Below are 17,551 nucleotides of genomic sequence, written 5' to 3' on the forward strand. Positions count from 1 at the left end.
GGGTGGGTTTATAGCCATGCAAAAAAATGCGGAGAATACAAAATGAAAAACCTATTGAACAAATTCTTTAAAGACGAGTCTGGTGCAACAGCTATTGAGTACGGTCTAATTGCTGCTCTAGTATCTGTAGCAATCATCGGTGGTGTAACAACAATCGGTAGTGAATCAGCAGAATCATTCACTACAGTTGGTACAGCTATCACTGCTGCAAACGACGCTTAATAGTCAGACTGTTAAGATTAAAGAAGAAGCCGTCAGAGTTATCTCTGGCGGCTTTTTTTTGTGTAAATCCAGAAGTAACCACAAATTTACGATCGCACATTAACAATCTGCTTACACATGAAACGGGGCAGTGAGAATTATTTATTATGGTGGTCTTAGGTTTATCGGCAGTATGTGCCGTATTGTTAGTTTTCGCTGCTTTTCATGATGTGTTTGATCGAACAATTCCCAATTGGGTTTCTATAGCAATCGCTGTATTGTTTCTTCCCGCCGCTTATTTTGCAAATTTAACGCTTGAAAATTTTGGTTGGCATTTGTTGGTTGGCTTTGCCGCCTTGGCGGTAGGTGTGGGGTTGTTTTACCTGAGAGTGTGGGGCGGGGGAGATGCAAAGCTTGTAGCTGCGGCATCATTGTGGATGGGTGTTCCCGCTGAAATGGCTTTCTTAGCTGCCTTTGCGATAGCTGGTGGTCTCGTCGCATTGCCTCTTATAGTTGTTCGACGATTAGATCTTAAATTTTCAAACCCGAGAATGGCTAAGGTATTTGATACAAAAAAAGTACCTTACGGCGTAGCCATTACTGCCGGAGCTTTCTGGGCTGCAACTCAATCCCCAATTTTTACAATTGCGCTAAATGCAATTTCTACATCCCAATCGTAATAGGAATTAACGATACGTTTAGGACATGTGTGGAATTGTGTCGAAATAAATTGAAGTCCTTCGGGCTTTAGGAGAATCAAATGCCAGTAATGCGTCTTGTTATTTTGTTGATCGCTGCAGCAGCAGCTGTGGGGGCTGCGCTGTTGGTGAATGGCATGCAAGGTTCATCTACACCTGCGGTTTTACCAATTCAGACATCTTCACTTGTTGCCGCCAAAGAAGTTGAAGAGGTGCCAACGTTAAAGGTTTTGGTTGCGACTAGCGACCTTAAAGTTGGACAGTTTGTTCAAGAAGGACAATTGAGTTGGCAAGATTGGCCAGAAGAGGCAAATACCACTTCTTTTCTTATAGAAGAAGTAAACCCCGATGCGATTGAGGGAATGCTTGGAGCTGTAGTTCGAGTAAACATGATGGCAGGGGAGCCATTAACAGCAGCGAAAATTGTGCATCCTGGAGAAGCAGGATTTATGTCGGCAGTTTTAACACCAGGAATGCGTGCAGTCGGCGTGGAAATCACTGCTGAAACCGCAGCTGGTGGTTTTATATTTCCAAACGATCACGTGGATGTGTTGCTAACTTTTGAAGTTGAAGTTGATGGGCCGAACGGGCGTCAGGAAGAAACAGCAATCGACACAATTTTGAATAATGTTCGCGTGTTGGCGATTGATGGATATTACAAACCAGTTGAAAGCGAAGCCGGCGAGGCTGTTGTGGGTAACAGAGCGACTCTAGAGCTAAGTCGACAAGACGCAATGGTATTGATGGCTGCGCAAGAACGCGGCGAAATCAGTTTAGTATTAAGATCTGTAACGGAGTTAGCCGGCACATCAGGGGCAACTGCTAGCGGGTTGGCTTTAGCCTCTCGTCGCGGTGGTGGGTCTGACGGCGTGAGAGTGTTTCAACGCGGTGTCAGAACAGCTCTGATGAGTGCGCCTCCCGGGGTTGTTCAGCCGAATCAGACTTTTGAACCAAGTGAGATGGGGGCGAATGGACCGGAAGGTCCTCGCTAATAGGCTTTGAGAGTGTCAGTAATGATAAAGAAAATACTATTTTCAGCGTGTGTAGCTGCCCTTGCATTGGGTAGCGAAAACGCATTTGCAGAGCCGTTAGCAGGTGGTCAGCAACAAGAAACCATCAGTGTAAAAGTTTCTGAGCCAGGGCAGAGCGCGACATCAAGAACGTTAAATATAGCTCAAAACAAAACTGCAATTCTCGAATTTGAAGAAGATGTAGATGATATTCTGGTGGCAAATCCAGAAATTGCCGATGTTTTAGCGCGTTCTAAGCGTCGAATTGCGGTTCTTGCTAAAGGTAAGGGTGAAAGCAGCATTATTTTCACCAATGCCCAAGGAAAAGAAATTCTGGCGCTGGATGTTGTCGTTGCCGGCCAAGGGGTGACTGAGCTTCAAGAGCTAATCAATCAATATGTACCACGTGCAGCCATAAAGGCTGAGTTTGTAAATGGTGCAATTGTTTTAGCAGGTAAAGCGCCGAGTTTGTCAGATGCTGATATGGCAATTCAGTTGGCACAACAATTTGTGGTCAATGATAGTCCAGTCATCAATATGGTTTCCATCGAAGGAAAAGACCAAGTTCTATTGAAGGTACGTATCGTTGAAATGCAACGTACAGTCATTAAGCAATTGGGTGTGAATGTGTCGGGTTCTATGAATGTTGGTGAAATGGCCAATCGAACCTTGCAGACTGCAATCGATCCGGTAACAGGCCTTGTCGCGCTTGGTGCGAATGGAGACCCTCTGCAAATCTTTGCTCCTGATGCGCCTTGGGATCAATCTGTTTCATTTGGAACTTCCAACTCCCTCGGCATCTCGGGTGAATCATTAGGTGGCTTACGTTTAGCGCCTTCATACAATAATTTCGTGGGTGACAAACTTCAAAGCTCAGCCGGTCTTTCAGTGGATATGCTGGAACGCATCGGTCTAGTACGCACATTGGCGGAACCAAATCTCACAGCACTATCTGGAGAAAGTGCCAAATTCCTTGCAGGTGGTGAATTCCCTGTTCCAGCGGAAGTTGATGATGATGGTGATGTAGTTCTTGAATTTAAACCATTCGGGGTCGGGCTTGGATTTACGCCTGTTGTCCTGTCGGAAAGCCGTATTTCCATGCGGATTTCTACTGAGGTTTCTGAACTTACAAACCAAGGTGGTTATCAAGTTGGTGGAGGGGTTGCCGTCAATGCAGATGGTTCTACTTCGACAATTCCAGCAACCGTTATTCCGGCACTAAAAGTTCGCCGAGCTGACACCACTGTTGAAATGCCTTCTGGTGGGTCGCTGGTCATCGCTGGATTGATTCAGGAGCAGACTCAGCAGGCAATGGACAAAGTTCCGGGCGTAGGAAATTTACCTGTTCTAGGATCGCTCTTCCGTTCACGCGAATTTCAAAACGATGAAACAGAGTTGGTTGTGATTGTGACACCATACTTGGTAGATCCAACGGATCCAAAAAAGTTGAGATCACCTGATGATGGTTATGTTTCGGCCAAGGATTCCAAAGCGATTTTCTTTGGAAAAATGAACAAGGTCTACGCTGTTGAAGGTGCGGATGTTGAAGAGAATGCTGGTGTGCAAGGCGCTGGCTTCATTTTGGATTGATGTAAGGAGCGAATATGAGCAACTTTAAAGCACTCGCGCTTCTTGGCGCTTCACTAGTCGCAGTGTCTGCTTGTGGCCATTCACCAGAGTCGATCGCAGTTGCTAATGGTGATCACCGAGAAATTCAGGTGAAAGAACAAACTCACTATCTGGAACTCACAAATGTTGAAGTTGGACATCTAACGACAGCGGATAGAGCGCGAGTTGCTGAATTTGCGTCTATCTTTGCAAATGATGGTTACGGCCCAATCACCGTAAGCGCACCGGAAGGGTCTCGCGCCGCATTTGGTGTCGTGACTTCAATTCGATCTATACTGTCTCAAGCTGGTGTGTTGCCTGCAAATATTGCTGTTGGAGATTATGTCCCCAATGCAAATGATGAAGCACCATTAATCATGGCGTTTAAAACATACGAAGCCCATGTGCCTGGGTGTTCCAAAGTAAATGAACATGACTGGACTAAGCTCAGTAGCAATTCATCTTTGCCCAGCTTTGGGTGCGCTGTGAATGAAAACATAGCGATGATGATTGCTAAACCAGGCGACCTTCTCGGTGAAAGAGAATTGGGACCTGGGGACTCTTCAAGACAGCTAACAGTATACGAAAAATATCGTCTGGGTGAGAACACCGCATCTTCGAGAGAAGCTGACGGTGGCAGTACGCAGAACTAGACCAATAAAGATTTTAGGAGGGCTCATATGACTGGTCCCAACGACACGCTTGATGATGAAACATATGAATCCCTAATTGAAGAGTTAGGGCTTGATTTGGACATTGATGAGCCGATTGGAGAGCATGATGATGAGCAGGAGCAATCCTCTTCAACAGCGCCTTTCGAAACTGCAGACACTGCGTTGACAGATGTAGACCACTCTGAACAAAGTGATAGCGGCGTGGAGATTCCGGCTGAACTACTAGCGGAGCTTCAAAGTGTTATTGAGGGTGGTGACCCTGAATTCAATGAAGATGCAACTTTTGTTGAAGATCCATTACAGGCTTCTGGTCCTGAAGGTAAAGATATTGATCTCGCATCCGCGCTGATGTCGGACGCCGCTGAAGAAGTCGAAGCTATTGTGCCAGTTGAGAGTGAAACTGAAGCACTATTAGAAGAACTTAAGGGCGAGACCGCAGCAGACGCTACAGAAACAGACAGTGTTACTGGACAAATTGATGGTGAAGAAGTTTCTGTTTTTGATGGACTGGATTTATCTGAAGAAGCATTGTCTTCTGAATTTTCTGAAGATGAAAACAGTTTTGATTCTACGTCTTTAGAAGAAACGGAAGATGCTTATCCTGAAGTTGCGGTTGAATCGGTCAATGAAACTCAAGATATAGAAACATCAACAGATGATGACTGGGTATCAAGTGAGCCTTCAAATGTTGATAATCCTAAGTTTGAAGACCTAGACAGTATTCTGGAAAATGCTCTTTCTAAAGATTTTGAACCACCGATCGACGATGGACAATTTTCTGATCGACTTTCTCAAATTGATGAACTTGATGAAGAAGTCGAATTGGAAGCAAATAATGATGTGCCATTTGAAGCGTTTGAAGAGCCAGAAGTTAGCCCTTCTTCGAGAACGAGTACGCAGCGTTTGCCATCGGAATTACCATCGTTTGATGAGGATTTAAACGCGCCAGACGGTGGGTTTAGTCTGAATGACTTTGCTGATGACACTTCCAATGAAGTTATGAGATTGGCTGAAGCTCCAGAGCAAACCGAAGCTTATGTTCCGCAAACTTCCGCACTGGAATCTTCGTATGAAGATGAAGCTGATTTAGGGTTTGAAATGTCGCAATCAGTTGGCGGCGATAGAATAATTCCTAGAATAACTATTCACGCTTTTTCACAAACTCAATTGTGCAATCAGATGCTTAAAAAATCCATGCAGGATAGACGCATGGTAAATGTATCGGCTGAAATTGTTGAGGGTGGTGTTGAGGCTGCTATCAACTATTATCAGCAGCATGATTTACCTCATATGATTGTTGTTGAGTCTATTGCAAAATCGGCTCGTTTGTTAGCTGAGTTAGATGAACTTGCTCAATTGTGTGACGAGAATGTCAAAGTGGTCGTCATCGGCGCGGCAAATGATATTCGGTTGTACAGAGAGTTAATGGCGCGTGGTGTATCAGAATACATTGTGCCTCCTCTTGAAACAGTACAATTGATCCGCGCAATTTCGGGACAATTTGCAGACCCAGATCAGCCTTTTGTAGGTAAAACTTTAGCGGTGACAGGGGTAAAAGGCGGCGTTGGGTCTTCTACGATTGCTCACAATTTGGCTTGGTCTTTGTCTGAGAGATTGGATCAAGGCACAACATTGGTTGACCTTGATTTGAATTTTGGAACAACAGGTCTGGATTTCAACAGCGAAAACAATCAAACAATCGCTGATGCGCTTTTGGCACCAGAGCGTTTTGATGAAGCGGTGATGAGCCGCCTGATCACACCGGCGACTGACAACCTGTCTTTGTTCACTGCACCAGCTAGTTTGGATCGAACCTATGACGTCGATGGGGATACTTATAATCTGGTTCTGAACAAGGTGCGTGAAACTGTTCCGTTCGTTGTGTTGGATCTTCCTCACATTTGGACAGATTGGTTTAAAGACACTGTGATATCTGCAGATGAGATCGTTGTTGTGGCGCAACCTGATCTTGCTTCTCTGCGCAACGGAAAAAACCTTATTGATTTCTTGAAAGCCGCGCGTCCAAACGATTCAACACCTAGATTGGTGGTCAATCAGGTTGGTGTACCAAAACGTCCAGAAATTCCAGTGAAGGACTTTGCGCAAGCAATGGATTTAGAGCCTGATCTAGTGCTGCCTTTTGATCCGCAATTATTTGGAACGGCAGCAAACAACGGACAGATGATTGCTGATGTTGCTGAAGATTCAAAATGTGCTCAAGGAATTGATTATCTTGCCTCTTTGGTTTCAGGCAAGGAAGTAAAAGTTGAACGTAGTTCTTTGTTGAACAAATTGTTCAAACGCTAGGGGTAGGCAATGTTTGGGAAGAAGACAGGATCATTCGGTACAGGGGATGGAGGTGGCCAACCTCGTCGACCGAGTGCGCCACAAGCAGGAGAAGAGAGTGTTGCTGTAGCACCTCCGCCATCCGCAGAAAAACAAGCTGCACCGGAAAGGTCTGCTCCCAAGCCGCAAGCGTCCGCACCAAAACAGGCGAAGCCTAAATCGCCTGCTCCTGTAGCCAAAAAAGAGAAGCCCGTTGTTGCCAGTGTGGATGAACGCTCGGAAGAATACTATCTAGTAAAAACTGAGATATTTAATGCCTTAATCGATACAATTGATCTCTCTCAACTTGCGCAATTAGATCAAGAAAGTGCACGTGAAGAGATCCGTGACATTGTGATTGAGATTATTGCGATCAAGAATGTTGTTATGTCATTGGCGGAGCAAGAAACGCTTCTGGAAGACATATGTAACGATGTATTGGGGTATGGGCCTCTTGAGCCATTGCTCGCTCGTGATGATATCGCGGATATCATGGTGAATGGAGCCAACACCACATATATTGAGGTGAATGGTAAGATTGAGCGGACCAACATTCGCTTCCGAGATAATGGTCAGTTGATGAACATCTGTCAGCGTATCGTGTCTCAAGTTGGTCGTCGTGTTGATGAATCTAGTCCGATATGTGATGCGCGTCTTGCTGATGGCTCGCGTGTAAACGTAATCGCACCACCTCTGGCTATTGATGGTCCAACACTGACAATCCGTAAGTTTAAGAAAGATAAGCTTACTATTCAAAACCTTGTGGAGTTTGGGGCAATATCACCAGCAGGTGCTGAACTTCTCCGTATAATCGGGACTGCACGTTGTAATGTGCTGATATCAGGCGGTACTGGATCGGGTAAAACAACACTATTGAACTGTTTGACTGCATTCATCGAGCCGGGCGAACGTGTAATTACTTGTGAAGATGCTGCGGAACTTCAACTGCAACAGCCTCACGTTGTTCGTCTTGAGACCCGTCCTCCGAATCTGGAAGGGCAGGGTAAGATCACCATGACTGATTTGGTGAAGAACTGTCTACGTATGCGTCCTGACAGAATTATCGTGGGTGAGGTGCGTGGTGCCGAAGCATTCGACTTACTTCAAGCGATGAATACTGGTCACGATGGATCAATGGGAACGCTTCACGCAAATACGCCTCGTGAAGGGCTTTCTCGTGTTGAGTCCATGATCACCATGGGTGGTTTTTCTCTTCCACAACGTACGATTAGAGAGATGATTGTTGGGTCTATCGATGTGGTGATCCAAGCAACTCGCTTGCGCGATGGGTCAAGAAAAATCGTATCTATTTCAGAAGTCATGGGCCTTGAGGGTGATGTGATCGTGACACAAGATGTGTTGCGATATGAAATCGATGGTGAAGATAAAAACGGAAAAATTGTTGGTCGTCACCGTGGAACAGGTGTTGGACGACCTCGTTTTTGGGAGCGTGCTAAATACTACAATCTTGAGGGCGCTTTGGGACAGGCACTTGATGAGTTGGAGACTGCCTAATGGATCAGTCAATGACAGTCTACCTCATCGCTGGATTGGCTTTCATCAGTGTGGTGGGAGTTGGTTTTGCATTTACGACTGGTGGTTCAACTCAAACGCAACAAAAACGATTTAAGCAAGTTGCTTTAGGTGAGGTTGCCGCTGGATCAAAAAATCAAACAAATGATGCGGCGGCGATACGGCGAAAACAAATGCAGGATTCCATGAAAGTCCTGCGCGACAAAGAAAATAAACGCCGCCGGGATGTCGGTGGGAACTCAATCAAGGATAAACTGGCGCAAGCTGGATGGACAATAGAACCGGCGGTGTTTTGGATGTTGTCAGCTGTGTTGGGAGTGGTTGTGGCTGCTGCTGCTTTTGTCATGGGACAAACTTATCCAATTGTTGCTGCGGCAGGATTTGTCGGAGCTTTCGGTCTCCCTCGATGGATTGTTGGAATGGGGATTGGTGCTCGTCAAAAGAAATTCACTCAGCAGTTTTCCGATGGTATTGATGTGATTGTTCGGGGTGTAAAATCTGGGCTTCCATTAATTGAATGTTTGAGAATTATTGCAGATGAATCTCCCGCTCCACTTGGGAGCGAGTTCTCTCGAGTGATTGATTCCATTCAAATGGGCGCAACTGTCGATAAAGCACTAATGAATATGTATCGTAGAATGCCACTGCCAGAAGTGAATTTCTTTGCAATTGTGATCGGTATTCAGCAACAATCTGGTGGTAACCTTTCAGAGGCATTGGGAAACCTTTCAGACGTTCTTCGTTCAAGAAAAATGTTGGCTGAAAAAGTGAAGGCTTTGTCTTCTGAGGCCAAAGCATCTGCAATGATTATCGGGGCATTACCTATAGCTGTTATGATATTGGTTTATCTATCTTCACCTAGCTATATGTCGATATTGTTTACTCACCCAACCGGACATTTCATGCTTGGAGTGGGGGCATGTATGATGGGAGTTGGTATCTTCGTTATGAAGCAAATGATGAAACTGGATGTTTAGGAGCGCATTATGATGGAAGCACTTCAAGATCCAGGGTTTCTAGCAGCATTGTTGGCTGGATTGGCTGCGTTTGCTACCATCCTGACGATTGCAGCCCCAGCTCTCAAGGGTAATAAATTAGAAACTCGCTTAAAATCGGTATCTAATAGACGTGAAGAGCTGCGTCGAAAAAGCCGAGAGCAGCTACAGGAAAAAAGTCTTCGTCGCAAAGATGAAGGTATGATGCGCAATGTTGTGGATAAATTGGATCTGCAATCTGCGCTAAAAGATGACAACCTCGAAAAAGCACTTGTGCAGGCAGGGCTTCGTGGTCCTAGGCCCGTATCGGCATTCTATTTTGCTAGGTTTGCTCTTCCTTTCGCTCTTGGTCTTGCTTCTTTTCTGTATCTCAAGTTCGTAAATGATTTTGATTTGAATTTTCAGCTACAAATGTGTGTGGTTATGTTTGGAGCGGCTGCAGGATTTTATGCGCCAAACATGTATTTGACGAATAGGGCGGATAAACGAAAAGCTTCTATTATGAAGGCCTTTCCCGACAGTTTGGATATGATGCTTATTTGTGTTGAATCTGGGATGTCAATTGAAGCGGCATTTGCACGTGTGGGTGAAGAAGTTGGTACAGCGTCGGTGGAGTTAGCCGAAGAATTAGGACTTACCACAGCTGAACTATCTTACCTTCAAGAGCGACGCCAAGCCTATATTAATCTTGCAGAACGCACGAACCATCCTGGGATAAAGTCTGTTGCAACAGCACTTGTTCAGGCCGAAAAATACGGTACGCCTATGGGAGTAGCGTTAAGAACGATGGCGAAAGAAAACCGGGAACTTCGAGAGCTTGAAGCAGAGAAAAAAGCAGCAGCGCTTCCCGCCAAGCTGACCGTCCCTATGATTGTATTCTTCTTGCCTGTTTTGTTCATAGTGATCGGTACTCCTGCCTACATCCAGATCAAAGAAAACGACGATGCAGAGCAAAATCCAGTGGCAAGAGCAACTGAATAAAAAAACAGTTTGCATAATAAATAAAAAACGCTCCCGAGACATACCGTCTGGGAGCGTTTTTTTATTTTTCAATTGTATTTTCTCTCGATATGCAGAGGAGTTTATTCAGATTGAGTTCTGCGAAGCGCATTCCAACTTCTTGAAGGTGGGGTTAATAGCTTTTTATAGTATTCTGCATTTGCCTGAACCATGCTTGGAGGAAGATCAATTGCAGATAATTCAGCAGCTTCGTCGAACTTTCCCTGAATACCTAGAATAAGGGCTAGGTTTTGGCGGACGCGTGGATCAACAAATTGGTTCTGCTCTACAGCGTATCGTAGTTTTTCTTCAGCGTCTTCTGGTTTGCCTTGTAGTGCCAAGGATAGTGCATAGTTTGCTAAAACGACTTGATTATCAGGAGAAATATCTAAAGCTTTGACATAGCGTAATTGAGCTTTCTCATGATCACCTAACTGATCAAGTGCCACACCATATAAAGAGTAGAGTGCCCAGTCGTCACCTTCTGGAGTGGCATTGTAGAGGGCAGTTGTTGCACGGTCTGGGCGACCAGCATCCATGTGGGCTTTTGCGAGTGTTTTGGATAGTTCAACATCTCCTGGATGAAGAGCCAATGCTTGTGTTGCGACGTCGACGGCACGCTCGGCGCTACCGATTGTTCTTAGTACGCTTGCAAATTCAGTAGCGGCTTCATAATCGCTGGGATTTAGATCGAATTGATCTCCCCAGAATTTTGCCTGTGTAAAAGCGTCATGGTGTTTGATTTGTTGACGTTCTTGAGCTGACGCCGCGAGGATTTGTTTCTCATTTGCGACAGCTTCCATCATTTCTTCTTCTTTAGATGTTGGCGGCTTTGTACAAGCAGACACCAAAAGAAGGGCACTAGTAGACAGCAAAATGAGTCGGGATAAAGAATTGGTCGCCATGAAATGACCCCCAGAAGTTTTCAAAAAGAACGTTGATATAGTTTCAGGGCCTAACTATCCTATTTTCAGGTCAATGATTAGTTAACGCTTTCCTACACGCAGCGTTTGAATTTGGATGATTTTATGAATTCTGTTTTTACTGCTTCTGCAAAAGAAGTTGTGCACCTTCACATTGTTTCTTCTGATGAGTTTGAAAATTGGAATAAGACGCAAGATGATCGCGTCAAAAATTTCATTGAAGGAATGGGTTTTTCCGGACAGGTGGGTAAACTTGTATTGATACCAAATACAGATGGTAAAATTGAAAATGTTGCTTTTGGTATTGGCGAAGCAGAAGATGCACTGGTGTTGGCGAATGCTTCATCTAGCTTGCCAGAAGGTAGCTATGAAATAGCAACACAATCGGAGAAACTGAGTTTAGAGCAAGTATATGCAGGTTGGGCTGATGGTGCCTATCGATTTACGCGCTACAAAAAAGATTCTTCGACACCACCTATGCTTGTTGTAAATGACAAAGTGGCCCGTGAGGCAGCACAGATCGAAGAGGCTTCAATCAAGCTCGTTCGTGATCTGATCAACACGCCCGCAGAAGACATGGGGCCAACTCAAATCGCTCAAACTATTGTGGAGCTAGGAGAAGAGTTCGGCGCAGATACTTCTCAAATAATTGGCGATGATTTGCTCGCCGAAAATTATCCTATGGTTCATGCTGTGGGGCGCGCTGCAGCAGATGCGCCGCGTTACATCGAGCTAAGCTGGGGTAATAAAAAATCACCCCACATTGCCTTGGTAGGAAAAGGTGTAGCGTTCGATACAGGTGGTCTCAACATAAAAACGGGCAATTACATGCGCATCATGAAGAAAGACATGGGCGGTGCGGCTCATGCTATCGGACTGGCTCGTATGATTATGGCTTCCAAACTGGACGTGTATCTAACACTGCATATTCCAACGGTAGAGAACGCAGTTGGAGCAGGTGCGTTTCGTCCCGGTGATGTATTGGATAGCCGAAAAGGTATCACGGTTGAAATTGACAATACGGATGCAGAAGGCCGTTTAATCTTGGCTGATGCGCTTACGCGAGCCAGCGAATTGAAACCTGATTTGTTGCTTGATTTTGCCACTTTGACGGGAGCCGCACGTGTTGCATTGGGAACAGAAGTGGCTCCGTTTTTTGCAACAGATGATGTGTTTTCAGGTGAGCTTTCGCAAAGTGCATGTGATGTTGGGGATCCAATATGGCGATTGCCGTTGTGGAAATCTTATTTGTCTATGATGAAGAGTTCTATAGCTGACATTGTAAATGGTGCGGCTTCACCGTTTGCTGGAACCATTACAGCTGCTTTGTTTTTGCAGAAGTTTGTCGACGTTAAATCGTGGGCACATTTTGATGTCTGGGGTTGGCGATTAGGAAAATATGGACGGCCAGAAGGTGGGGCAGCATTTGCCTTAAGAGCGGTCATGAACCACTTAAAACAAAAATATCAGAAATAATTCAACGCAAAGGCATTGATTCGCGAATCGAATTAGGTGATTCTACTGTGATATATTCGCGTCACGGGAGAAATATTTGTCATGGAATTGGATCGTACAGCAGCGCTACAGCTTTGGCGGGATGTATTAGCTAATTCCGTTCGTTCAGATGCGCCCGATCTATCGGCGCGCCAGATGGCAATTCTGATGGCTGTATATTTGACACCACCACCTCATACGGTTCGCGGTTTGGCGCTCAGTTTGGATCTTGGGAAACCAGCGGTTACGCGCGCACTAGATACTCTGTCTAATTTAAAGTTGTTGAAACGTAGAAAAGATCCTGATGATTTGCGCAATGTATTGGTGCAAAGAACGGTGGCTGGTTCTGTTTTCTTAACCGAGTTCGGTGATACAATCTGTGACGCTTCAAAAATTATTGAAGCAAAACTTCCAGAGACAGCGAAGAAAGTCGCCTGATTTATAGGTAGTCTTCGCTCACAGATAGGCGAAGCTAATGTCGCAAAAACCGCTAAACCCTCGTTTGAATCCATTTCGAGAAGATATCGCTGCTGCTCATCTGGAGGGGCAGGTCGAGGCTGCAAAGTTTGTCGAAGGTGTTGTTTATCAAGTGAATGCACCCGTTACTGGTGTGTTTCGCAATGCTGATGACTCTGCTTTGGATACACAGGCGCAAATGGGTGAAGTTTTTACTGTTTACGACGTGCAAGGTGAGTGGTCGTGGGGGCAACTCTCTAATGATAAATATGTTGGTTGGATAAAATCGGATCACCTTTCCGCGAAGCAGTTTGGTGCAACTCATAAAGTTGGTGTGCTTAGAACGATTGTGTTCTCGGAACCCAATCTCAAAACCACACCCAAATACATGGTTAGCTTGAATGCGCGTGTTGCAGTCATTGGACAGGATGGTGATTATTCGGAACTTGCGACAGGAGGGTGGGTGGTCACAGAGCATCTTTTCTCAATTGGGGAAGGTTATGATGATTTTGTATCCGTCGCTGAGATGTTTCAGGATGCACCCTATCTGTGGGGCGGCAAGGATAGTCTAGGGTTGGATTGTTCTGGGTTGGTGCAATCGTCGATGATGGCCGCTGGATTTAGTGTTCCTCGCGATGCGAGCATGCAGGAAGTTTCTGCAAATGTCGGTGAGACAATGGATCTCGAAACCGGTTTAAAATCCTTTCAGCGTGGGGATCTTATATTTTGGCCGGGACACGTGGGGATCATGCAAGATAACGAATTCATGCTGCATGCGAATGCGCATCACATGATGTGTGCGAGTGAACCTGTTGAAGAAGCAATTGAAAGAATAAGCAAAAAAGAAGCGGCCGTTCGATCAATCAAACGGCCGCCTCATTTAAATTCTTACTAGATGCAGTTATTGTTGAGCATCTTCGACGACTTCTTCAGCCGCATCGGTAACATCTTCTACCGCGTCAGAAACTGCTTCTTCCAAAGCATCTGTACTGACGCCTTCTGAAAATGCTGGCGCAGCCTCTTCGGTGATATCGCCAACTGCAGCTTCTACAGCATCTGTTGCTTCAGTTGTTACATCTTCTACAGCGTCTTCAACAATGCTTGCCGCATCTTCGCTAACTTCAGAAACAACTTCTTCCGCAGCAGCTTCAACTGTCTCTACAACGTCGTTTGTTTCAATTTCAGCTGCAACACTTTCAACGGCTTCAGTTGCTTCTTCAGCAACTTCAGTAACTGCGTGTGCTGCATCAGCTGCGTGTTCTTCTGCAGAATGCTCAGCATCTTCCGTAGGCTCGATGAATGCTTCTGCTGGAAGAGGAGCTGGTAGTGCAGCTGGAGAAGCTGACAATGTACGTAGGTAAGCGATAACATTCATGCGGTCTTTTTCTTTAGATAGACCAGCATAGTTCATAGCTGTACCAGATGCGTATTTCTTAGGGTTTTTCAGGAAGCCATCTAGAGCTTCATAATCCCATTGGCCGCCAAGGTCAGTTAGGGCTGATGAATAGCTAAATCCAGCGACTGATGCTTTGTTAGCCATAACTATATTATAAAGAGCTGGACCAGTGCCGTTTGCACCGCCTTGCTCAAACTTGTGACAGCTTATGCAAGCTGCTGTTTTCTTTTCACCCTTGGCGATGTCTGCTTCAGCAAGCAGAACACCATAATCAGTTGGTGGTATCCAAGCTGGTTTGTCGTCGCCGTGCCCAGCGTCCGCAGAAGCAACTTCAACCAGATATCCTGGCTGTTCTGGTTTTTCGTGCTTGAAAAAAGCATTACTTGCTTCGTTAACACCAAGGATCACAAGACCCGTGGAGAAGGCCGCAGCCATATATTTATTTAAGCCCAAGTCGCTCATGAAACGCCCTTGTCATAGATTCGTATTTTTTGGTTTGTGCGGGCCTTTTGCCACGCTATTGCCTGAACTGCAACATAGCGAGTCTTGCAGGAATTACGACCCGCTTTTACAAGCGACGAACCGTCGCACTCTGATTCAGCCAAATTTGAGTGAATGATGCATTTCTAAGACCCCACAGAAAGACGATTTAATGACCAAGAAAATTGCATATCAAGGTGAGCCGGGAGCTAATTCCCATATAGCGTGTTCGGAAGCACGACCAGATCTTGAGCCTATGCCATGCAGAACCTTTGAAGACGTCTTTAGCGCTGTAGAACAAGGGGATGCAGCTGAAGCTATGATCCCTGTTGAAAATTCTATCGCGGGCCGTGTGGCGGATATTCACCACCTTTTGCCGGATTCGGGATTGCATATTAATGCTGAGCATTTTCTACCAATTCGTTTTTTCATGATGGCAAATAGAGGTGTGAAACTTGATCAAATAAAACGCGCCAGATCCCATATTATGGGGCTTGGTCAGTGCAGAAATTTTTTGAGAAAACATGATATTGAAGCGGTTACATCTGCCGATACTGCTGGAGCAGCGCGTGAAGTTTCCGAATCAGATGATGGAAACTTAGCGGCAATCGCACCAGAATTGGCGGCGGAAGTTTATGGGCTAGATATCCTCGCATCCAATATTGAAGATCACACACATAACACGACTCGTTTTGTGATTATGGCGAAAGAACCAGCCGTATTGGAACGTACCAGCAAGACCGAAGAATTTGTGACTGCATTTGTTTTTAAAGTTCGTAATGTGCCCGCAGCGCTTTATAAAGTGATGGGCGGATTTGCGACGAACAATGTTAATATGACCAAGCTGGAAAGCTATCTAAGTGAAGGCTCATTCACAGCAACTTTGTTCTACGCGGAAGTGGAAGGGCATCCAGACGACCGCAATGTGCAACTTGCATTGGAGGAGATGAGTTTTTTCTCAACACGTTTGGATATTCTCGGTGTTTTCCTTGCTGATCAATACCGTAAAACGGGTGTGCATAAACAATAATTGCGCATCACGAAAAAGTGGTTTGATAGTGAACTGACAACACGGCACATTTAGGGTTAATTTAAATTAGCTTGGGAGCGTTTGTCGTGAAGCGATTGATTTCGTCTGTATTCCTATCGGCCACTGTTTTGTTAGTCACACCAGCTGCATATGCTGGGAAAGATCCAATTTACACAAAGTCGTTCAATAATAATGCGGCTGGCGGATATGATGTCGTGTCGTATTTTGATGGCGGTGAACCGGTAAAGGGAAACAAAGAGTTCAAGACTAGCCATCTTGGGGCAGACTTCCTTTTTGCCTCTCAGGAAAATCTCGACAAGTTTCTAGCTTCTCCTGATGCTTTTGTTCCTCAGTACGGCGGATATTGTGCATGGGCGATGGCTGATGGAAAATTCTTTAAAGGTGATCCCAAGCAGTGGACAGTTTTAGACGGCAAGCTCTACTTGAACTTCAGTGATAAAATTCAGGCTAAGTGGAAAGCAGATCCTCAAGGTTTTATTGAATCTGCTGATTCCAAATGGCCGGACATTCTCGATAGATAAACGATCTATTCCATTTCAACCCATGCTTTTAGAACATGGTAGGCAACGGCAATATCGGCGGGCGCGTCAACATCTGGGTGGTTCCCATCCAGAATTTGGCGCGCTTCGTCTTTTGAGAACCAACGTGCTGTTTCCAGTTCGTTTTCATCAATGGTCAGCTCTTCATTTTCTACTTCGACTATCATTCCAATCATTAAGGAAGACGGGAAGGGCCAAGGTTGGCAAAATAGATATTGAGCATTGTTTGTTGCCACGACTCCAGCTTCCTCAAATAGCTCCCGTGCTGCGGCCTGTTCCATTGTTTCGCCTGGTTCAACAAAGCCAGCGAGACAGGAATACATGCGCTCCCCCCATTGTGCGCCGCGACCCATTAGGCATTTGTCACCCTTTACAGCCAACATAATCGCAACTGGATCAACGCGTGGAAAGTGCTCAGTGCCACACGCAGGACATTCCCTTTTCCATCCTGCCTCTGATATCTGAGTTGCTTCACCACAATTTGCGCAAAAGCCATGTTTTCGATGCCAATTGAGAATTGCAGCGCTTGTCGATGCGAAATGAGCATCTTCAGCGCTAATCCCGCCTGATATTGCGCGCAAATCACCCTCAACCAAATCTGCCAGAAGGGAGGTTTCGAGGTTGATAGATGTCGGGATGGAAACAGCAAAGCGAGCCTTGCCTTTTTCTTCACCTAGGAAAATAAACTGGCAGTGGCTGAAATTCGGAATCTCATCATTGTAAAGCCAGGCAATTTTTCTTGGTGTTTTCGAAATTTTTATGCCTGGAATAATTGCATCTGCGGGCTCACCATTATTAATGCAAAGAATTTTTCCTGCATAGAATGGTAGGAATAATGTGTCGTCAGCTTTAATAGCTTTTTTCAACCATTCCTCATCCTTGCGAAGATGTGCGGCCCGATCAAAAGGGGCGTTGGCGAATTTAAGGGCGTCATTTTGCAGCATAAGGAGTGTTTTTCTTAGATTCTTTGTGATTAAAATCGAGCCTACTCTTGCTAAATGGGCCGAGCGTTGCGATATATCAACCCGAAGCTGGTGGCGGACGAGCCGCTCGCGAACTCGGTCAGGTCCGGAAGGAAGCAGCCGCAACGGGTTTCGTTCGGGTCGTCGCCAGTTTCACCTTTCCCTAAAAATTGATGAAACGAAGGATAAGTACTTAGTGACCCTAGG

17 protein-coding genes and 1 other RNA gene are annotated in these 17,551 nt (G+C 45.4%); 15 read left to right on the plus strand and 3 right to left on the minus strand.

Going from position 1 to position 17,551, the window contains the following annotated elements; genetic code table 11:
• Nucleotides 1-42: 42 nt before the first annotated feature.
• The 9 genes from F551_RS0113230 to F551_RS0113270 all read left to right on the plus strand — a co-directional run bounded on the left by F551_RS0113230 (nt 43) and on the right by F551_RS0113270 (nt 10,025).
• Nucleotides 43-222 (plus strand): Flp family type IVb pilin, encoded by a 180-nt coding sequence (locus tag F551_RS0113230; RefSeq protein WP_026296835.1) that lies wholly within the window; start codon nt 43-45, stop codon nt 220-222.
• Nucleotides 223-368: 146 nt separating this feature from the next.
• Nucleotides 369-881, plus strand: a complete 513-nt coding sequence (locus F551_RS0113235) for an A24 family peptidase (RefSeq protein WP_018997996.1) — start codon at nt 369-371, stop codon at nt 879-881.
• Between the two features lie 80 nt (nt 882-961).
• Complete coding sequence (gene cpaB / locus F551_RS0113240; protein WP_018997997.1) at nt 962-1,891, plus strand: Flp pilus assembly protein CpaB; 930 nt, start codon at nt 962-964, stop codon at nt 1,889-1,891.
• A gap of 21 nt (nt 1,892-1,912) precedes the next feature.
• A complete protein-coding gene (locus F551_RS0113245; protein WP_018997998.1) occupies nt 1,913-3,499 on the plus strand; it encodes a type II and III secretion system protein family protein in 1,587 nt (528 codons plus the stop codon).
• Between the two features lie 14 nt (nt 3,500-3,513).
• Nucleotides 3,514-4,170, plus strand: a complete 657-nt coding sequence (locus F551_RS0113250; RefSeq protein WP_018997999.1) for a CpaD family pilus assembly protein — start codon at nt 3,514-3,516, stop codon at nt 4,168-4,170.
• Nucleotides 4,171-4,197: 27 nt separating this feature from the next.
• Nucleotides 4,198-6,498: an AAA family ATPase gene (locus F551_RS0113255; protein WP_018998000.1), complete on the plus strand. Its 2,301-nt coding sequence runs from the start codon at nt 4,198-4,200 to the stop codon at nt 6,496-6,498.
• Between the two features lie 9 nt (nt 6,499-6,507).
• Entirely contained in the window at nt 6,508-8,031 is a 1,524-nt protein-coding gene (locus tag F551_RS0113260) for an ATPase, T2SS/T4P/T4SS family (protein WP_018998001.1), read from the plus strand.
• Nucleotides 8,031-9,026 carry a type II secretion system F family protein gene (locus F551_RS0113265; protein WP_018998002.1) on the plus strand — a complete coding sequence of 332 codons (996 nt, stop codon included), beginning with the start codon at nt 8,031-8,033 and terminating at the stop codon, nt 9,024-9,026. Before F551_RS0113260 ends, F551_RS0113265 begins: the two co-directional genes overlap by 1 nt.
• Nucleotides 9,027-9,035: 9 nt before the next feature.
• Nucleotides 9,036-10,025: a type II secretion system F family protein gene (locus tag F551_RS0113270; RefSeq protein WP_018998003.1), complete on the plus strand. Its 990-nt coding sequence runs from the start codon at nt 9,036-9,038 to the stop codon at nt 10,023-10,025.
• A 101-nt stretch (nt 10,026-10,126) separates the two neighbouring features.
• Here the strand turns inward: F551_RS0113270 and F551_RS0113275 are convergent, their stop codons facing one another.
• A complete protein-coding gene (locus tag F551_RS0113275) occupies nt 10,127-10,948 on the minus strand; it encodes a tetratricopeptide repeat protein (protein WP_018998004.1) in 822 nt (273 codons plus the stop codon).
• 123 nt (nt 10,949-11,071) lie between these two features.
• Between F551_RS0113275 and F551_RS0113280 the strand changes: the two genes are divergently transcribed.
• The 3 genes from F551_RS0113280 (at nt 11,072) to F551_RS0113290 (ending at nt 13,811) form a co-directional block, all read left to right on the plus strand.
• The gene (locus F551_RS0113280; RefSeq protein ID WP_018998005.1) at nt 11,072-12,442 is read left to right on the plus strand and encodes a leucyl aminopeptidase family protein; all 1,371 of its coding nucleotides are present in this window, start codon (nt 11,072-11,074) and stop codon (nt 12,440-12,442) included.
• Between the two features lie 81 nt (nt 12,443-12,523).
• The gene (locus F551_RS0113285) at nt 12,524-12,898 is read left to right on the plus strand and encodes a MarR family winged helix-turn-helix transcriptional regulator (RefSeq protein WP_018998006.1); all 375 of its coding nucleotides are present in this window, start codon (nt 12,524-12,526) and stop codon (nt 12,896-12,898) included.
• A 37-nt stretch (nt 12,899-12,935) separates the two neighbouring features.
• Entirely contained in the window at nt 12,936-13,811 is an 876-nt protein-coding gene (locus F551_RS0113290; RefSeq protein ID WP_018998007.1) for a C40 family peptidase, read from the plus strand.
• A 6-nt stretch (nt 13,812-13,817) separates the two neighbouring features.
• Here F551_RS0113290 and F551_RS0113295 read toward each other — a convergent pair whose 3' ends face one another.
• Nucleotides 13,818-14,774 carry a c-type cytochrome gene (locus F551_RS0113295; RefSeq protein ID WP_033405127.1) on the minus strand — a complete coding sequence of 319 codons (957 nt, stop codon included), beginning with the start codon at nt 14,772-14,774 and terminating at the stop codon, nt 13,818-13,820.
• A gap of 190 nt (nt 14,775-14,964) precedes the next feature.
• On the opposite strand from F551_RS0113295, the gene F551_RS0113300 reads away from it, so the two are divergent.
• Both F551_RS0113300 and F551_RS0113305 read left to right on the plus strand, forming a co-directional pair.
• Entirely contained in the window at nt 14,965-15,822 is an 858-nt protein-coding gene (locus tag F551_RS0113300) for a prephenate dehydratase (protein WP_018998009.1), read from the plus strand.
• Between the two features lie 86 nt (nt 15,823-15,908).
• A complete protein-coding gene (locus tag F551_RS0113305; protein ID WP_018998010.1) occupies nt 15,909-16,364 on the plus strand; it encodes a YHS domain-containing (seleno)protein in 456 nt (151 codons plus the stop codon).
• Nucleotides 16,365-16,369: 5 nt separating this feature from the next.
• Here the strand turns inward: F551_RS0113305 and nudC are convergent, their stop codons facing one another.
• The gene (gene nudC / locus F551_RS0113310; RefSeq protein ID WP_018998011.1) at nt 16,370-17,326 is read right to left on the minus strand and encodes an NAD(+) diphosphatase; all 957 of its coding nucleotides are present in this window, start codon (nt 17,324-17,326) and stop codon (nt 16,370-16,372) included.
• Between the two features lie 82 nt (nt 17,327-17,408).
• Here nudC and ffs point away from each other — a divergent pair.
• Nucleotides 17,409-17,503: signal recognition particle sRNA small type (ffs, locus tag F551_RS17325), an RNA gene on the plus strand.
• Nucleotides 17,504-17,551: the final 48 nt, after the last annotated feature.

The organism is Hirschia maritima DSM 19733 (assembly GCF_000378345.1).
Taxonomy (GTDB): Bacteria; Pseudomonadota; Alphaproteobacteria; order Caulobacterales; family Hyphomonadaceae; genus Hirschia; species Hirschia maritima.

What these genes read in the sequence shown, in the direction of transcription:
- F551_RS0113290 (WP_018998007.1), top strand. Translation starts at nt 12,936, where the DNA reads ATGTCGCAAAAACCGCTAAACCCTCGTTTGAATCCATTTCGAGAAGAT.
- F551_RS0113275 (WP_018998004.1), bottom strand. Translation starts at nt 10,948, where the DNA reads ATGGCGACCAATTCTTTATCCCGACTCATTTTGCTGTCTACTAGTGCC.
- F551_RS0113300 (WP_018998009.1), top strand. Translation starts at nt 14,965, where the DNA reads ATGACCAAGAAAATTGCATATCAAGGTGAGCCGGGAGCTAATTCCCAT.
- F551_RS0113260 (WP_018998001.1), top strand. Translation starts at nt 6,508, where the DNA reads ATGTTTGGGAAGAAGACAGGATCATTCGGTACAGGGGATGGAGGTGGC.
- F551_RS0113270 (WP_018998003.1), top strand. Translation starts at nt 9,036, where the DNA reads ATGATGGAAGCACTTCAAGATCCAGGGTTTCTAGCAGCATTGTTGGCT.
- F551_RS0113235 (WP_018997996.1), top strand. Translation starts at nt 369, where the DNA reads ATGGTGGTCTTAGGTTTATCGGCAGTATGTGCCGTATTGTTAGTTTTC.
- F551_RS0113285 (WP_018998006.1), top strand. Translation starts at nt 12,524, where the DNA reads ATGGAATTGGATCGTACAGCAGCGCTACAGCTTTGGCGGGATGTATTA.
- F551_RS0113255 (WP_018998000.1), top strand. Translation starts at nt 4,198, where the DNA reads ATGACTGGTCCCAACGACACGCTTGATGATGAAACATATGAATCCCTA.
- cpaB (WP_018997997.1), top strand. Translation starts at nt 962, where the DNA reads ATGCCAGTAATGCGTCTTGTTATTTTGTTGATCGCTGCAGCAGCAGCT.
- F551_RS0113265 (WP_018998002.1), top strand. Translation starts at nt 8,031, where the DNA reads ATGGATCAGTCAATGACAGTCTACCTCATCGCTGGATTGGCTTTCATC.
- nudC (WP_018998011.1), bottom strand. Translation starts at nt 17,326, where the DNA reads ATGCTGCAAAATGACGCCCTTAAATTCGCCAACGCCCCTTTTGATCGG.
- F551_RS0113295 (WP_033405127.1), bottom strand. Translation starts at nt 14,774, where the DNA reads ATGAGCGACTTGGGCTTAAATAAATATATGGCTGCGGCCTTCTCCACG.
- F551_RS0113230 (WP_026296835.1), top strand. Translation starts at nt 43, where the DNA reads ATGAAAAACCTATTGAACAAATTCTTTAAAGACGAGTCTGGTGCAACA.
- F551_RS0113250 (WP_018997999.1), top strand. Translation starts at nt 3,514, where the DNA reads ATGAGCAACTTTAAAGCACTCGCGCTTCTTGGCGCTTCACTAGTCGCA.
- F551_RS0113280 (WP_018998005.1), top strand. Translation starts at nt 11,072, where the DNA reads ATGAATTCTGTTTTTACTGCTTCTGCAAAAGAAGTTGTGCACCTTCAC.
- F551_RS0113245 (WP_018997998.1), top strand. Translation starts at nt 1,913, where the DNA reads ATGATAAAGAAAATACTATTTTCAGCGTGTGTAGCTGCCCTTGCATTG.